Below are 15290 nucleotides of genomic sequence, written 5' to 3'. Positions count from 1 at the left end.
CGGTGGGCCGGCGGACGGGCGGCGAGGCGGAGGTGTCCGGTGGAGCGGCGAGCGCTGACGACCCTGCTCGGCACCCGGCTCGGCACCCTGGTCGGCCGGCTGCGCCGACGTCCCGGGGACGCCCCCGACCGGCCGGCCCGCCGGTCCAACCCGGACGCCGTGGTCGACTGCGCGGTCTACGTCAACGGCCGCCGGGAGGCCGGCCGGCCGCACTACGCCGACGCGTACGCCCGCACCCGGCGCGGCCGCAACGCTTTCGTCTGGCTGGGCCTGCACGACCCGGGCGCGGCGGTGCTCGCCGCCGTCGGGCAGGTCTTCGGCCTCGACGAGCTGACCGTGGCGCAGGCACTCGCCGACGGGCACCGCCCCACCGTGCAGCGGCACGGCCCGGTCACCCTGCTGGTGCTGCGCACCGCCGCCTACGTCGCCCAGGGCGAGCTGACCGCGACCTCCGACGTGGTGGACACCGGCGACGTGATGGTGCTGCTGGGCGACCGGTTCGTGGTCACCGTCCGGCACGGCGCGTCCGGTGCCCTCGCGCCGGTCCGCCGTGCGATCGAGGGCCGCCCGTCGCTGCTCGCCGAGGGCCCGTGGGCGGTGGCGTACGCGGTCACCGCCCGGATGGTCGACCTCTACCTGGAGGTCGCCGCCCACCTCGAGCGGGACCTGGAACGCGTCGAGGAGACCGTCTTCGCCCCCGACCACGCCGCCGACATCCAGCAGATCTACCAGCTCAAACGGGAACTGGTCGAGTTCAAGCGGGCGGTCCTGCCGCTCCAGGAACCGCTGCGTGCCCTGGTCGCCGGGGCCGACGGCGGGCTACCGCCGGGGCTGCGCCGCTGGTACGTCGACGTGGAGGGCCGGCTCACCCGGGCGGTCGACCGGATCGCCGCCTACGACGAGCTGCTCAACTCACTGCTGCAGTCCCGGCTGGCCCAGCTCGCCGTCGACCAGAACAACGACATGCGCAAGATCGCGGCGTGGGCGGCGATCGCCGCCACCCAGACGGCGGTCGCCGGGGTCTACGGGATGAACTTCGCCCGGATGCCCGAACTGTCCTGGCGGTACGGCTACCCGGCCGCGCTGGCGCTGATGGCGACCGCGGCGTTCACCCTGCACCGGCTGTTCCGCCGCTCCGGCTGGCTCTGACCCCGCCGGCCCGGCCAGCGCCCGTGCCGCAGAGCCGGTGGCGGGCGGCGGCCACGGCCGTCGGGCCGGCGGTCGGGGCGGTCGCCCAACGCCAGGCCGGGGACGGGTGTTCGTCCCCCGCATCGCCGTATGCACGGTGTGCCGGGTTCGCGGGCCACCGTCATCGGCCTGCGCGGCATGCGGCCCGCCGGCCGGTACGGGGCGGCGTCGCCGTCGGTGTCCGGTGGGCATGGCCGATGTGGCGCACGGTAACCGCCGGTGTGTCGCCTCCGGGGCCGGTGTCGCGTGGCCGGGGCCACCCCCACGGCGGAATCGTCGCCGGGGCCGGGGCGTTGTACCTGGCATACCACCGCCGCTCCCGCACCGGAGCCGGCCCCGGGACCCCGACCACGGAATGCGGTCGTCACCGGATTGGTTACACCTCCCCCGGACGCCCGAGCAGGTCCCCCCCCGACCGCCGCGCGCTTCCCTCCTGACTTCCGCGACGTCCTCTCCCCCGGGCGTCCACCGCACCCCGACGCAGAGGAGCCTCCCCATGCGTACCGACATCCTGCGCAAGACCGCCCTGACCGTCGCCGGCCTGGCCGCCACCGCCGGTGGCGTCGCCGGCCCCGCGATCGCCGCCCACGCCGCCGGGACCACCCGCCCCACCGCCGTGCAGGCCGACCGCAAGCCGGCCGGCGAGCGCGAGCTGAAGGTCGACTACGCCGCGCAGCCCAACTTCTACTACTGCGGCCCGGCCGCCGCCCGCAACGCGCTGAGCGTGCAGGGCAAGAACATCGACGTGGACACCATGGCCAAGCACATGGGCACCACCGAGGACGGCACCGACAGCATCAACGACATCACCCCGGTGCTCAACCGGGAGACCGGCCGCGACGCCTACCGCAGCACCGAGATCCGCAGCAGCAGGGCCGACGACAAGCAGACCGACACGCTGCGCGCCGACATCGTCCGCGCCATCGACGACGGCCGCGCCGTGGTCGCCAACATCGCCGGCACCACCACCGACACCGACGGCAACACCCACTCCTTCGAGGGCGGCCACTACATCAGCGTCACCGGCTACCACGACGACGGCAGGACCGTGACCATCGCCGACTCCGCCAACCCGGACACCGCCTCGTACCGCATCACCGTCGACAACCTCGGCGACTGGATCGCCAGCCGCGGCTACGCCTCCTGACCGCCGCACCGACGGGCCGGCCCCTGGTCGGCCCGTCGGGCGGTTGCGGCAGGATGGGCGGGTGGCGAAACACGCGTCCCCCTGCCCCTGCGGCACCGGCCTGCCGTACGCCGACTGCTGCGGGCCGCTGCACGCCGGCCACGGCACGGCCCCGACGGCGCAGGCGTTGATGCGTTCCCGGTTCAGCGCCTTCGCCCTCGGCGACGATGACTACCTGCTGCGGAGCTGGCACTCCACGACCCGGCCCCGTCGGCTGCACCTCGACCCCGCCACCCGGTGGACCCGGCTGGAGATCGTCGACAGCACGCGTGGCGGTCTGCTGGACACCGCCGGCACGGTGACGTTCCGCGCCCACTACCGCGAAGCCGGGCAGTCCGGCACGATGGCGGAGCACAGCCGGTTCGTCCGCGAGGACGGCAACTGGGTCTACCTCGACGCGCTACCGGACTGACCCCGACACCGCCAGCAACCCGGCCACCAGCAGGTACGGCACGGCCGCCGCCACGAACGCCGCCGGGTGCCCGCCGGTCGCGGCGACCAGCGCGTAACCGGCGTAGGCCACGACCATGGCGAGGTCGGTGCCCATGCCCGCGACCGAGGTGACGGTGGCCCGCCCCGGGCCGGTGATCCGGTCCTGGAGGCGGGCGTCGGCGAGCACGGTGGCGAGTTGCAGGGCACCGAACGCCACTCCGAGCAGCAGGAAGCCCGCCGGGTGCCGGACGGCGGCCCCGGCGGCCAGGGCGACCGCGGCCAGGGTGAGCAGCGCCGCGTAGCCGCGGGTGGTCAGGCGTTCCGCGGCCGGGGCGAGCAGGCCGCCGACGGTCATCCCGAGCCACACCGGCAGGAGCAGCAGCGGCACCGTGGACGCCGTGACGCCGGTGTCGCGGGCCAGCAGCGGGGCGTACTCGTCGAGGGTTCCCCAGACCGCCGTCACCGCCGGGACGAGCAGCACGGCCGCCCGTACCCGTCGGTCGGCGCGGGCCTCGGCGAGGCCGGCGCGTAGCCCCGCCCACCAACCCGGCCCGGCCGCCTCGTCGGCGGACACGGCGGGCCGGTGTTCCGGGAAGCGGGTGGCGACGGCGGCGGCGAGGACGGCGGACAGCACGCTCGCCGCACCGACCGCCCGGTAGCCGCCGGCGGCGAGGACCGGTCCGGCCAGGACCATGGAGGCGAGCACCCCGAGCACCCCGGCGGTCCGTCCCCGCCCCATCGTGCGGGCGTAGCGGCCGGCCGCGCCGAGCCGGTCGAGTTCGGTGTGGACCAGCGCTTCCAGCGCGCCGGAGCCGAGCGCGCCGCCCGCTCCCCACAGGACGAAGCCGAGCGCGAACGTCCACCACGACCCGGCCAGCACCCACAGCGCGAAGCAGGCCCCGGTGAGCAGCGGCGCGAGGCAGAGCAGCAGACGTCGGGAGACGGCGTCGGCCCAGGCCCCGGAGGGGACCTCCAGCACGATCGCGGTCACCGACCAGATCACGAAGAGCGCGGAGATCTGCCCGACGGTGAGCCCGGTGTCGCTGAACAGCAGCACGTACACCGGGTAGAGCAGGACGAGATCACTGAGGAACAGGTAGCCGTAGAGCGTGATGGACAGCCTGCGGACACGGGTGTCGGGCACCCGCGTGGAGAGGGAGGTCATCAGGGCCTTTCCCGGGGACGGAACGGACGCGGGAGGTACGGCGTCCGTGGCGGTCCACGGTTTCGGCCTTCAGTGCAGGATCACCATCGCCAGGTCATGTGCCCGATGCTAGCCGGCTGCGGCCTCCGGCGCGGCCCCGGCGCGGTGTCCACCTGCCGACGGGGGCGGCGCCTGGTCCGGCGTCCGCCCCCGTCGCGCGGCACGGTCAGCGGCGGGGGGTGTCCTGGTCCACCGGGGGGATGACCATGGTGGCCTCGCTGTCGGTGGCGGGACCGTCGGCCGGTCCGGCCTGGCGCGGCACGACCTGGGTCGCCTCGACGTCGTCGGGGCGGGTCACCACCTGGGTCCGTTCGGCGTCGTCGTCCACCGCCGCAGGCGGCGTGGTGGGGACCGCCACCGCCGGGGTGGGGGTGGTGGGCACCGGCGCGGCCGGGGTGGTGGGGACCGGCTGGGTGCGTTCGGCCTCCGCGTACGGGTCCAGCCGGGTCTCGACGTCGCGCCGGCCGGCCTGGTAGGCGCGGGCGTGGGTGGCGATGGTGCGCGACTCCTGCTCGGCGCGGGTCAGCCAGGACTCCCAGCGGGCCTGCATCGGGCGGACGAGCCCACCGCCGACCCCGACGACGAGGATGCCGCCGACGGTGGCGAGGACGGCGACCAGCACCGGCGTGGTGACCGCGGTGGCGACGCCGATCTGGTTGAGCGCGGCGATCACCCCCAGGCCGAGAATGAACACCGAGGCGATGTTGGCCAGCACCCGACCGTAGGACAGGCCGCCGAGCGCGCTGCTGATGATGTCCTTGACCGCGTTGGCGATGGCGGCGGCGACGACCACGATGACGATCGCGACGAACGCCCGGGGCAGCCAGGCGATCACGCCGGCGATGAGGTCGGAGATCGGGTTGGGGCCCCAGATGCCGAAGGCGAGCTGGAGGGTCACCAGCAGCACCCCGTAGTAGGCGAGCTTGGCGACGATGTCGCTGGCGTCGTAGCGGGAGCGGGCCAGCGCGGTCTTGATCCCGCCCCGTTCGACGGCCCGGTCGAAGTGCACCCGTTCCAGCACCTTGTCGACGATCCTGCGGACGGCCTTGGCGATCAGCCAGCCGGCCACCAGGATCGCCACGAAGGCGACCGCCTTGGGCAGGAAGAGCATCACCGCCCGCAGGGCGTCGCCCACCGCATCGCTGAACTTCTCTGTCATCCGTGGTCCTCCACCGTCAGCTCGGTCGGCCCCCGAAGCTACCCCCGGTCCGGTCGCCGGAAACCCGACGGGCCCCGGCCCCCGGCCGCCGGCCCGCTCAGCGCGACGTGCAGGCGGGCAGCAGCGACACCACGACCGGGCCGGCGGGTGCCGAGGCGTTGCCGGCGTCGTCGACGGCGACGACCTGGATCGGGATCCGGGCGGTCGCCGAGGGCGCCGGCAGGTCACCGAGGGTGCCCTGGAAGACGTCCGGCGCGGTCTGGTCCATGCCGACGGTCCGGGTGGCACCGTCGATGGTGTACCGGAACACCACCCGGAGTCCGTCGCCGGCGGCCCGGTCGTCGACGACCGTCGCGGTGACCGTGGTCGCGGTGACCCCGTCGGGGCAGCCCTGTGGCTCAACGGTGGTCGGGGTGACGTCGGGGAGGGACACGGTCGGCGGCGACACGTCCGGCGGCAGGAGCGGGAGGTTCGGCGTCGGCGGCGGCGCGGGGCTCGGGGTGCGTACCCGGGTGGTGGTCGCGGCGGCGGACCGGGTCGGTGCGGTGCTGGTCGGCGCACCGGTGGTGCTCGCCGCCGGGGTGGGGCTGCGGCTCGGCTCCGCCGGCACGACGGTGATGGCCGGCGCGGCGGCCAGCGGTGCGGGGCTGCGGGTGGCGGCGGCGGTCGCTCCCGGTCCGACGGCGCCGTCGGCGAGGGTGAGCGGACCGGACCGCCGGGCGGCGACACCCAGCACGACGACGCCGACCAGCAGGGCGGCGGTCAGGCCCACCCCGACCAGGACGCTGCGCAGGCCGCCGCGCCGCAGGGCCGGGTGGGGACCGGCGTCGGGGGCGTCCGCCGCCTCGCCGGCTCCGGGTGCCCCGTCGGGCAGGGGGAGGGACGCGGCGAGCAGCGCGACGCGCTGGGCGAGCTGACGCCGACCGCGTTCCTCCCAGTCCCCGCCGTAGGAGCGGGCGGCGGTGTGTTCCAGCTCGGTGAGGAAGATCTCGGCGGGCTGGGTACGGTCGCCGGGGCACCAGGCCAGCCCGTGCCGGAGCAGGTCGTGCACGGGTGCCGGGGTCGGGGCGTCCGGGACCGGCGCGGCGCTGTGCTGGGCGCGCAGGGTCGCCAGGTCCCGCCCGTCGTAGGGGGGTCGCCCGGTGAGGCACTCGACGAACGTGGCGGTGGCGGCGTAGATGTCGCCGGCCGGCTCGGCGGGGGCGCCCGTCCACTGTTCGGGGGCCAGCCGGCGGCCGATGCCGGTGGGCAGGACGATGGCGAAGTCGGTGAGCTTGCCCCGCCCGTCCGGGGTGACGAGGACGTTCTCCGGCCGGTGGTCGCCGTGCACCACGCCCCGGGCGTGCGCGGCGGCGAGCCCGGCGAGCGAGGTCTTGAGGACGTGGAGCGCGGCCTCCGGCGGGACCGGACCGTGCGCGCGCAGCAGGTCCCGCAGCGCCACCCCGTTGACCAGTTCGGTGACGATCGCGGCGGCCGAGTGCGACTCGGCGTACTCGAAGAGCCGGCAGACGTGTGGATCGTCCACGTCGACCAGCAGCCGCGCCTGCTCCCGGAAGGCCATCCGGAAGACGGGGTCGGCACCGAGGGACGGGGTGAGGTAGCGGATGGCGACCGGGGTGCCGGTGGCGTCGTGGGTGGCGAGCAGCACCCGGCCGGACGCGCCCGTGCCGAGCTGCCGTACCGGGGTGTAGCCGGACAACCGCCAGTCGCCGGTCACCCGCCGGCCTTTCCGGTCCGCCGGGACTGGTCACAGGTCAGGGCCACACTGATCATTCTTACCCGGGTCGAGCTGCGGTCCATCGGCGCAACGGTTGTTTCCTCGCGTCCGGACGTCCCGCGGCGGAGACTGGTTCCGGTCACCCGGTCGGGGTCGCCGGCCGGTCGCCCTGGTCGGGGCCGGTCGGGCGGACGAGCTGCGGGGCGACGTCGGCGATGCGTTGCCGCATCGACCGCCGCCGCAGCGCGGCCAGGGCCTCGTCGACGAGGCGGCTCAGCGGGTACGCCAGCTCCGCCTCGAACCGGCGGGCGGCGGTGGTGGTCGCGGCGTACTCGGCGTGCAGGACGGGCAGCAGGTCCCGGGCCCGGTCGGTGGGGGTGACGATGCGCTGCCGGGCGTCGGCACCGGGGGCGAGGGTGACCAGCCCGTCGGCCGCCATCCGGGCGATCGTCTGGCTGGCGGCGGAGTGGGTCACCCCGGTCGCCCCGGCGAGGGTACGGATCGATGCCGGGCCGAGCCGGTCCAGCGCGATCAGCACCGGGGTGTAGCGGGGGCGCAGGCCGGGCAGCCCGAGGTCGGTGTAGACGGCGGCGACGTCGCCGTCGAGCAGGTCCAGCAGGTGCCGTAGCCGGGTGCCGAGCAGTGCGGGGTCGGATACTTCGTCGGGCATGCCGTAATGTAACAGCGCTGTTGTATCTCGCGGCCCCGGGGAGGTCCACCGATGGACGAGCGGTACCCGCCGATCGAGCCGTACGACCACGGCATGCTCGACGTCGGCGACGGCAACGCGGTCTACTGGGAGGTCTGCGGCAACCCCGCGGGCCGCCCGGCGCTCGTCGTCCACGGCGGACCGGGCTCGGGCTGCGGCCCGTGGGCGCGGCGGTACTTCGACCCCGACCGCTACCGGGTGGTCCTGTTCGACCAGCGCAACTGCGGGCGCAGCACCCCGCACGCCGCCGACCCGGCCACCGACCTGCGACACAACACCACCGCGCACCTGGTCGCCGACATGGAGCGGCTGCGCGAGCACCTGGGCGTCGAGCGGTGGCTGCTCTACGGCGGCTCGTGGGGCTCGACGCTGCTGCTGGCGTACGCGCAGCGGCACCCGCAGCGGGTGTCGGCGATCGTGATCGGGGCGGTCACCACCACCCGCCGGTCCGAGGTCGACTGGCTCTACCGGGGTGTCGGCAGGTACTTCCCCCGCGAGTGGGAACGGTTCCTCGCCGGTGGCGGCGTCGGCCCGGACGACGACGTGGTCGGGGCGTACGCCCGGCTGGTGGAGGACCCCGACCCGGTGGTCCGCGAGCGGGCGGTGCGCGACTGGTGCGCCTGGGAGGACGCGGTGGTCTCCGCCGAGGGGGTGGGCAACCCGTACGGCGACCGCCCGTCGGCCGAGCGGACCGCGATGGTGCGGATCTGCGCGCACTACTTCTCGCAGGGGGCCTGGCTGGCCGAGGGCGAGCTGATCCGGCGGGCCGACCGGCTCGCCGGCATCCCGGGCGTGCTGATCCACGGCCGGGTCGACCTGGGCAGCCCGCTCGCCACCGCCTGGGAACTGCACCGGGCCTGGCCGGATTCGCGCCTGCACGTGGTCGAGGGGGCGGGTCACTTCGGCACGGTGCAGACCCGGCGGCTGCTGCTGGCCGCCCTGGACGACTTCGCCGCCGCCGGCTGAGCGGTTCACCCCCCGACGGCAGGAAATTCGGACAGTTCTGCACGGCACGCCGCGACGATGGGCAGAATCGATCGATGACGCCCTCTAGCGCCGACCGTCGAGGTGGCAATATCCTCCATCTCACGCGAAATCGCTGGAGCTAGTTTTCACGTCCGCGCCAGCGCCGTCGCCGGCCGCCGAGGAGATGCCATGTCCGTCGTACGCCCCGCACTCGACCGTCGTACGCTGCTGCGGGCCGGCCTCGGCGCGGCCACCGTCGCGGTCGTCGGCTCCGAACTGGCCCTGCCGGGCGGGGCCCGGGCCGCCGCCCCCGGCGCGGACCTGGACTGGATCATCGGGTGCGACGGGTGGGACGCCCGCCCGCCGGCCGACCCGCTGTCGGTCAGCACGATCCCCACCAACAAGATCATCGTGCACCACATGGCCTTCCCGAACGTCACCGACTACTCCCGCGAGCAGGCGGTCAAGCTGGCCCACGACTGCCAGGACCTGCACATGGACGGCAACGGCTGGTCCGACACCGGCCAGCACTTCACCGTCAGCCGGGGCGGCTACGTCCTGGAGGGACGGCACGGCAGCCTGGAGCGGCTGCGGGCCGGCGACCGGCAGATGGTCTCGGCGCACTGCCCCGGCGAGAACGGCCGGGCCATCGGCATCGAGAACGAGGGCACCTACGTCACCGACACCCCGCCGCAGGCGCTGCTCGACTCCCTGGTCCGGCTCTGCACCACCATCTGCCGGCAGTACGGCCTGCACGCCCACGACATCTTCGGCCACTGGGACTTCCGCGTCACCCAGTGCCCCGGCGCACAGTTCTACCGCCTGTTCCCCGGGGTGCGCCGGGAGGTGTTCCGCCGGCTCGGCACCCGGCCGGCCGACGTGCCGGAGCGCCGCTGGCCCGACCTGTGGCGCTTCGTCAACGCCCCGGGCGTCCAGGTCGCCCAGTACCTGCTGGCCCACCGGGGCTACCCGGTCACCCCGACCGGCACGTTCGACGCCGCCACCGTCGCCGCGGTCGGCGACTGGCAGGCCCGCAACGGCATCCCGGTCGACGTCGACGCCACCCTGACCGCCCCCACCTGGGAGACCCTCGCACCCGAACTGGACCGCGACGCCACCGGCCTGCCGGTGCAGGCGGTGCAGTTCATCCTGAACTGGAAGGGCTACGCCGAGGTCGCCGTCACCGGCAGCTACGACCGGGCCACCCGCCGTGCCGTGCAGGACCTCCAGGGGTTGCACGGCCTGCCCCGCACCGGCCGGGTCTCCACCGGCACCTGGTGCGCCCTGGTCGGGGGCATCGTGCGGCAGTCGTTGCGGCGCTGACCCCGCCACGCGGGCAGGGGCGTTTGGGCGACGGCGGCAACGGGGAGTGTGGCCGGCATGACGTGGGCCCGCCGCACCGTACCCGTGATCGCCGCCGCCGTAGCCGGCCTCGCCGCCCGCGACGTCCTGCAACGTGACCACGCGCTGCTGCGCAACTTCCCGCTGGTCGGACGGGCCCGGTACCTGCTGGAGGCGATCGGGCCGGAGCTGCGCCAGTACATCGTCGCCGGCAACGACGAGGAACGCCCGTTCACCCGGGACCAACGGCGGTGGATCTACGCCTCGGCCAAGCAGGAGAACAACTACTTCGGGTTCGGCACCGACAACGACATCGAACGCAGCCCCGGCTACCCGATCATCAAACACCGCACGTTCGCCCCGACCGTCCCGCCGTCGCACCCCACCGCCGGACACGACGTACGGCTGCCGGCGGCCAAGGTGCTCGGTGGGCCACGCGGCCGGGCGAAGGCGTTCCGCCCCGGTTCGGTGGTCAACATCTCCGGGATGAGCTTCGGCTCGCTGTCCGGCAACGCAGTGTCCGCCCTCAACCAGGGGGCGGCGCTGGCCGGCTGCCTGCACAACACCGGCGAGGGCGGGCTGTCGCCGTACCACCGCCACGGCGGCGAACTGGTCTTCCAACTCGGTACGGCGTACTTCGGCTGCCGGGACGCCAAGGGCCGGTTCGACCTCGCCCGGCTGCGCGACCTGGTCGCCGGGGCACCGGTGCGGGCCCTGGAGATCAAGCTCAGCCAGGGCGCGAAGCCCAGCCTGGGCGGGCTGCTGCCCGGGGCGAAGGTGTCCGCCGAGATCGCCGCCACCCGGGGGATCACCCCCGGGCAGGACTGCGTGAGCCCGTCGCGGCACGCCGAGTTCTCCGACTGCGACAGCCTGCTGGACTGGGTGGAGTTGCTGGCCGCCGAGACCGGGCTGCCGGTCGGCATCAAGTCCGCCGTCGGCGACCTGGGGTTCTGGGAGGAGCTGACCACGCTGATGCGCGACACCGGGCGGGGCGTCGACTTCGTCACCGTCGACGGCGGCGAGGGCGGCACCGGTGCCGCGCCGCTGATCTTCACCGACTCGGTGTCACTGCCGTTCCAGCAGGGCTTCGCCCGGGTCTACCGCACCTTCGCCGAGCGAGGGCTGCACGAGCAGACCGTCTTCGTCGGCGCGGGCAAGCTCGGCCTGCCGGACAACGCCGTGGTGGCGTTCGCGCTCGGCTGCGACCTGGTCAACGTGGGCCGGGAGGCGATGCTGGCGATCGGCTGCATCCAGGCGCAGAAGTGCCACACCGACACCTGCCCCACCGGGGTGGCCACCCAGAACGTTTGGCTGGCGCGGGGCCTGGACCCGGCCCGCAAGTCGGTGCGGGCGGCGAACTACATCGGCACCCTGCGCCGGGACCTGGTCAAGGTGGCCGAGGCGTGCGGCGTCGAACACCCGGGGCTGATCGACACCGACGCCATCGAGATCCTCGACGGCCGGACCTCGGCCCGCCCCTTGCGGGAGGTCTACGGCTACCAGCCGCAGTGGGGGCTGCCGTCGGCCGCCGACCGGGCCGAGATCGCCCGGCTGATGGCCGGCGAGGCGCCCCGGGGCGGCAGCGCCCTCCCCTCGGCCACCGCCCAGGGCTGACCATGATTTCAGCAGCTCAGCGCAATTATTCGAACATGTGTGCGAAGATGGGGCGGTGTCGACCGGAGCCAGCATCCTGCACGCCGACCTGGACGCCTTCTACGCCTCGGTCGAGCAGCGGGACGACCCCCGCCTCCGCGGCCGTCCGGTGATCGTCGGCGGCGGGGTGGTCCTCGCCGCCAGCTACGAGGCGAAGGCGTACGGGGTGCAGAGCGCGATGGGTGGCCGGCAGGCCCGGCGGCTCTGTCCCGGAGCGGTCGTGGTGCCGCCGAGGATGGCCGCGTACACGGCGGCGAGCCGGGCCGTGTTCGCCATCTTCCGGGACACCACCCCCTGGGTGGAGGGGCTCTCCATCGACGAGGCGTTCCTCGACGTGGGTGGGCTGCGCCGGCTCTGCGGGCCACCCGTGCAGATCGCCGCCCGGCTGCGCCGTACGGTCCGCGACCAGGTCGGGCTGCCGATCACCGTCGGGGTGGCCCGGACCAAGTTCCTCGCCAAGGTCGCCAGCGGGGTGGCCAAGCCGGACGGGCTGCTGGAGGTGCCACCCGACGGCGAGCTGGCGTTCCTGCACCCGCTGCCGGTGGAGCGGCTCTGGGGCGTCGGCCCGGTCACCGCGGCGAAGCTGCGCGCCCGGGGCGTCCACACCGTCGGTCAGGTGGCCCGCCTCGACGTCCCGGCCCTGGAGTCGCTGCTCGGCGCGGGCGCGGGCCGGCACCTGCACGCGCTGGCCCACAACCGCGACCCACGGCCGGTGCAGGTGGGCCGCCGCCGGTCGTCGATGGGCGCACAGCACGCCCTGGGGGCCGGGCCGCACTCCCCCGCCGACGTCGACGCGACGCTGGCCGGGCTGGTCGACCGGGTGGCCCGCCGGATGCGGGCCGCCGGCCGGGCCGGCCGGACGGTGACCCTGCGGCTGCGGTTCGCCGACTACACCGCGGCCACCCGGTCGCGGACCCTGCGCCGGGCCACCGACCGCACGGCGTCGCTGCTGGCCGCCGCCCAATCGCTACTGCGGGCCGCCCGACCCGAGTTGGACCGCCGGGGGATCACCCTGGTCGGGGTGGCGGTGGGCAACCTCGACGACGCCCCGGTCCAACCCGAACTGCCGTTCACCCCCGACCGGGAGATCGGGCTGGACACCGCCGTCGACGCCGTCCGCGAGCGGTTCGGTGCGGCGGCACTGACCCGGGCCACCCTGCTCGGCCGCCGTCCCGGCCTGGAGATGCCCCGATTGCCCGACTGATCCGTCGGGGCTTCCCCGGCACCGTCGGCTCGGGCATGCTGGGTCGATGGGAGAGGTACTGCCGATGCCCAGCTTCGGTGACCTGTTCACCGACGTACGGGGCGACGACCGGACGATGCGGGTCAGCTACCACCCGGAGCGGGGTGCGGTGGTGCTGTCCCTGTGGAGCGGCACCACCTGCCGGGGGTCGTTCCGGATGGCCGTCGACGACGTGTCCCGGCTGCGCACCGTGCTGGCCGAGGTGGAGGCGACGCTCATCCCGACCACGGTGCTGCCGGCCGTCCCGCCCGCCGCCGGGCCGGCCACCGCCCGGGTCGCGCCGCGGTCACCGGCGGTCGACCAGACCGGCGACATCTCGGGCACCGCCCACCGGGGCATGCTGCCGGTCCCCCGGGTGGCCTGACCGCACCGGCCGCCCCGCGCCGCTCACCAGGCGCAGGGGGCGTAGTCCTTGAGGAAGCAGCCGTACAGTTCCTCGCCCCGCTCGCCACGCACGATCGGGTCGTACACCCGGGCGGCTCCGTCGACCAGGTCCAGCGGGGCGTGGAACCCCTCGTCGGCCAGGCGCATCTTCGTCGGGTGCGGGCGCTCGTCGGTGATCCACCCGGTGTCGACGCTGGTCATCAGGATGCCGTCGGCGCGCATGTCCTCGGCGCTGGTACGGGTGAGCATGTTCAGCGCCGCCTTCGCCATGTTGGTGTGCGGATGCCCCGCCCCCTTGTAGCCCCGGGCGAACTGCCCCTCCATCGCCGACACGTTCACCACGTACGCCCGCCCGGTCGGCGCGGCGGCCAACGCCGGCCGGAGCCGACTGACCAGCACGAACGGGGCCGTCACGTTGCACAGCTGCACCTCGAGCAGCTCGACCGGGTCGACCTCGTGCACCCGCTGCACCCAACTGTTGGTGTCGCCGAGGTCGGGGGCGAGCCCACCGGCGTCGACGGCGGTGGCGGCGGCGATCCGCTCCGGCGTGGCGGACCGGCCGGTCAACGCCAGCGCGGTGAGGGCGTGCGGGGCGATGGTGGGGGTGGGGGTGGGCAGGGTGCCCTCGGGCAGCGCCAGGGTGACGCCCCGGCCGCCGGTGAAGGTGAGCAGTTCCGGCAGCGGTCCCTCGGGCAGCGCCGCCGCCTCGGCGGCGACCAGGTGGGCGTACGCGCCGGGGGTGCGGCGTACGGTCTGCGCGGCGTTGTTGATCAGGATGTCCAGCGGGCCCTGCGCGGCGACCGAGTCGGCCAGCGCCACCACCTGGGCGGGATCGCGCAGGTCGATGCCGACCACGCGCAGCCGGTGCAGCCAGTCGGCGCTGTCCGGCATGGCGGTGAACCGGCGGACCGCGTCGTGCGGGAACCGGGTGGTGATCGTGGTGTGCGCGCCGTCGCGCAGCAGGCGCAACGCGATGTACATGCCGATCTTGGCGCGGCCCCCGGTGAGCAGCGCCCGCCGCCCGGTCAGGTCGCACCGCGCGTCACGGCGTTCCCGGTTGACGGTGGCGCAGTCGGGGCAGAGCTGGTGGTAGAACGCGTCCACCTGGCGGTACCGGGTCTTGCAGATGTAGCAGCCGCGTGGGTTGATCAGCGTCCCGGCGGTGTCCCCGGCGGTGGGTGAGGCCAGCGGGATGCCCTTGGTCTCGTCGTCGATCCGCCCCGGGGCGCCGGTGGCGGTGGCGGCCGTCACGGCCCGGTCGTGCGCCAGGACGGCGTCCCGCCGCTCCTCACGTCGCCGCTGCTTCACCATCTTGAACAGCCGGGCGGTGGCCCGCTGCACCCGCACCACGTCCGGGTGGTCGCTGGGCAGCGACTCCAGCGCCGCGAAGACCCGCAGCGCGGCCGCCAGGTCGCCCTGGTCGACACCGGGAGTGCCGGCGTCGGGGACCGGTTGTCCGACGTTGTCCACCGTCATGTCCGCTATCGTCCCGCCCTCGCGTCCGGGGCCGACCGCCGGCCCGACCCGGGAACTCTACGCACCCGGGTCGGGTCGGCGCGACGTGCACGCACGGCGGCGGCGGTGAGCTGGGCCACCGCCGGCCGGCGGGACCGCCCTACGGGGCAGCTTGATGCCGCGGGTGCTCGGGAAGCTGTACGGGCAGGACGCCGAGGACCCCTCCGTGATGATCACCTAGCCGGCGGGGATCGGGGAACTCCTGCGGATCGTCGTGGTCGCGGCGCTGGCCGGCGTGGCGACGGTGAACGTCGCGGCCACCCCCGCGACCAGGACGGCGAGGGCGGCCAGGACGGCACGCAGGGGGGTGGTCGTTCCCGGGCCCCGCCGCCGCAGCGGCAGGCCCGTCCGGGCGATCCAGTTCACGCGGGGATCCCTTCACTCAGGGGGTGCGCGACTACCGAGGGCATCTTTGCCGATACGCGCTGTGATCATAATGGACGCTTGGGGGCCGCCCGGCAACCCCCGGGAAGCGATGAGGGACGGACAGCGGCACCGCCGGTCGCCAGGCCCGTCCCCGACGGGACACTGCCGCGCGTAACCGGTTGCTACCGTGTCGGTGACGTCGGGTCGGTCGACCACGGCGGGCCGAC

General features: G+C 74.8%; 14 protein-coding genes. 8 read left to right on the top strand and 6 right to left on the bottom strand.

The genetic code is table 11. The features are described 5' to 3' along the window. Positions 1–39: 39 nt before the first annotated feature. The 3 genes from ACN260_RS13550 to ACN260_RS13540 all read left to right on the top strand — a co-directional run bounded on the left by ACN260_RS13550 (position 40) and on the right by ACN260_RS13540 (position 2786). Positions 40–1149 carry a magnesium and cobalt transport protein CorA gene (locus ACN260_RS13550; RefSeq protein WP_422756302.1) on the top strand — a complete coding sequence of 370 codons (1110 nt, stop codon included), beginning with the start codon at positions 40–42 and terminating at the stop codon, positions 1147–1149. Between the two features lie 535 nt (positions 1150–1684). Continuing rightward, positions 1685–2335, top strand: coding sequence for a C39 family peptidase (locus ACN260_RS13545; RefSeq protein ID WP_422756301.1), 651 nt, complete (start codon positions 1685–1687; stop codon positions 2333–2335). A 61-nt stretch (positions 2336–2396) separates the two neighbouring features. Then, complete coding sequence (locus ACN260_RS13540) at positions 2397–2786, top strand: YchJ family protein (RefSeq protein WP_422756300.1); 390 nt, start codon at positions 2397–2399, stop codon at positions 2784–2786. Here the strand turns inward: ACN260_RS13540 and ACN260_RS13535 are convergent. The 4 genes from ACN260_RS13535 to ACN260_RS13520 all read right to left on the bottom strand — a co-directional run bounded on the left by ACN260_RS13535 (position 2775) and on the right by ACN260_RS13520 (position 7556). Next, positions 2775–3971 (bottom strand): MFS transporter, encoded by a 1197-nt coding sequence (locus ACN260_RS13535; RefSeq protein WP_422756299.1) that lies wholly within the window; start codon positions 3969–3971, stop codon positions 2775–2777. The two genes, ACN260_RS13540 and ACN260_RS13535, sit on opposite strands and share 12 nt — an antisense overlap. A gap of 205 nt (positions 3972–4176) precedes the next feature. Next, on the bottom strand, positions 4177–5169 hold the full coding sequence (locus ACN260_RS13530) for a mechanosensitive ion channel family protein (RefSeq protein ID WP_422756298.1): 993 nt from the start codon (positions 5167–5169) through the stop codon (positions 4177–4179). Positions 5170–5266: 97 nt separating this feature from the next. Further along, positions 5267–6886, bottom strand: a complete 1620-nt coding sequence (locus tag ACN260_RS13525) for a serine/threonine-protein kinase (protein WP_422756297.1) — start codon at positions 6884–6886, stop codon at positions 5267–5269. 139 nt (positions 6887–7025) lie between these two features. Continuing rightward, positions 7026–7556, bottom strand: coding sequence for a MarR family winged helix-turn-helix transcriptional regulator (locus tag ACN260_RS13520; RefSeq protein WP_422756296.1), 531 nt, complete (start codon positions 7554–7556; stop codon positions 7026–7028). Positions 7557–7607: 51 nt separating this feature from the next. Here ACN260_RS13520 and pip point away from each other — a divergent pair, with 51 nt between their 5' ends. From pip to ACN260_RS13495, 5 genes are all read left to right on the top strand, one after another. After that, on the top strand, positions 7608–8561 hold the full coding sequence (gene pip, locus ACN260_RS13515) for a prolyl aminopeptidase (protein WP_422756295.1): 954 nt from the start codon (positions 7608–7610) through the stop codon (positions 8559–8561). Between the two features lie 189 nt (positions 8562–8750). Then, positions 8751–9884, top strand: coding sequence for a peptidoglycan recognition protein family protein (locus ACN260_RS13510; RefSeq protein WP_422756294.1), 1134 nt, complete (start codon positions 8751–8753; stop codon positions 9882–9884). 57 nt (positions 9885–9941) lie between these two features. Beyond that, positions 9942–11516, top strand: coding sequence for a glutamate synthase-related protein (locus ACN260_RS13505; RefSeq protein WP_422756293.1), 1575 nt, complete (start codon positions 9942–9944; stop codon positions 11514–11516). A gap of 55 nt (positions 11517–11571) precedes the next feature. After that, a complete protein-coding gene (dinB, locus tag ACN260_RS13500) occupies positions 11572–12759 on the top strand; it encodes a DNA polymerase IV (protein ID WP_422756292.1) in 1188 nt (395 codons plus the stop codon). A gap of 46 nt (positions 12760–12805) precedes the next feature. Next, complete coding sequence (locus tag ACN260_RS13495; protein WP_422756291.1) at positions 12806–13162, top strand: hypothetical protein; 357 nt, start codon at positions 12806–12808, stop codon at positions 13160–13162. 23 nt (positions 13163–13185) lie between these two features. Here the strand turns inward: ACN260_RS13495 and ACN260_RS13490 are convergent, their stop codons facing one another. Continuing rightward, on the bottom strand, positions 13186–14658 hold the full coding sequence (locus tag ACN260_RS13490) for an SDR family NAD(P)-dependent oxidoreductase (protein ID WP_422756290.1): 1473 nt from the start codon (positions 14656–14658) through the stop codon (positions 13186–13188). A 216-nt stretch (positions 14659–14874) separates the two neighbouring features. Continuing rightward, on the bottom strand, positions 14875–15063 hold the full coding sequence (locus tag ACN260_RS13485) for a hypothetical protein (RefSeq protein ID WP_422756289.1): 189 nt from the start codon (positions 15061–15063) through the stop codon (positions 14875–14877). Between the last annotated feature and the right edge of the window lie 227 nt (positions 15064–15290).

Source organism: Micromonospora sp. WMMD708 (assembly GCF_049315245.1).
GTDB classification, from domain to species: Bacteria; Actinomycetota; Actinomycetes; order Mycobacteriales; family Micromonosporaceae; genus Micromonospora; species Micromonospora wenchangensis.
This window is presented reverse-complemented; position numbering and strand designations above follow the sequence as displayed.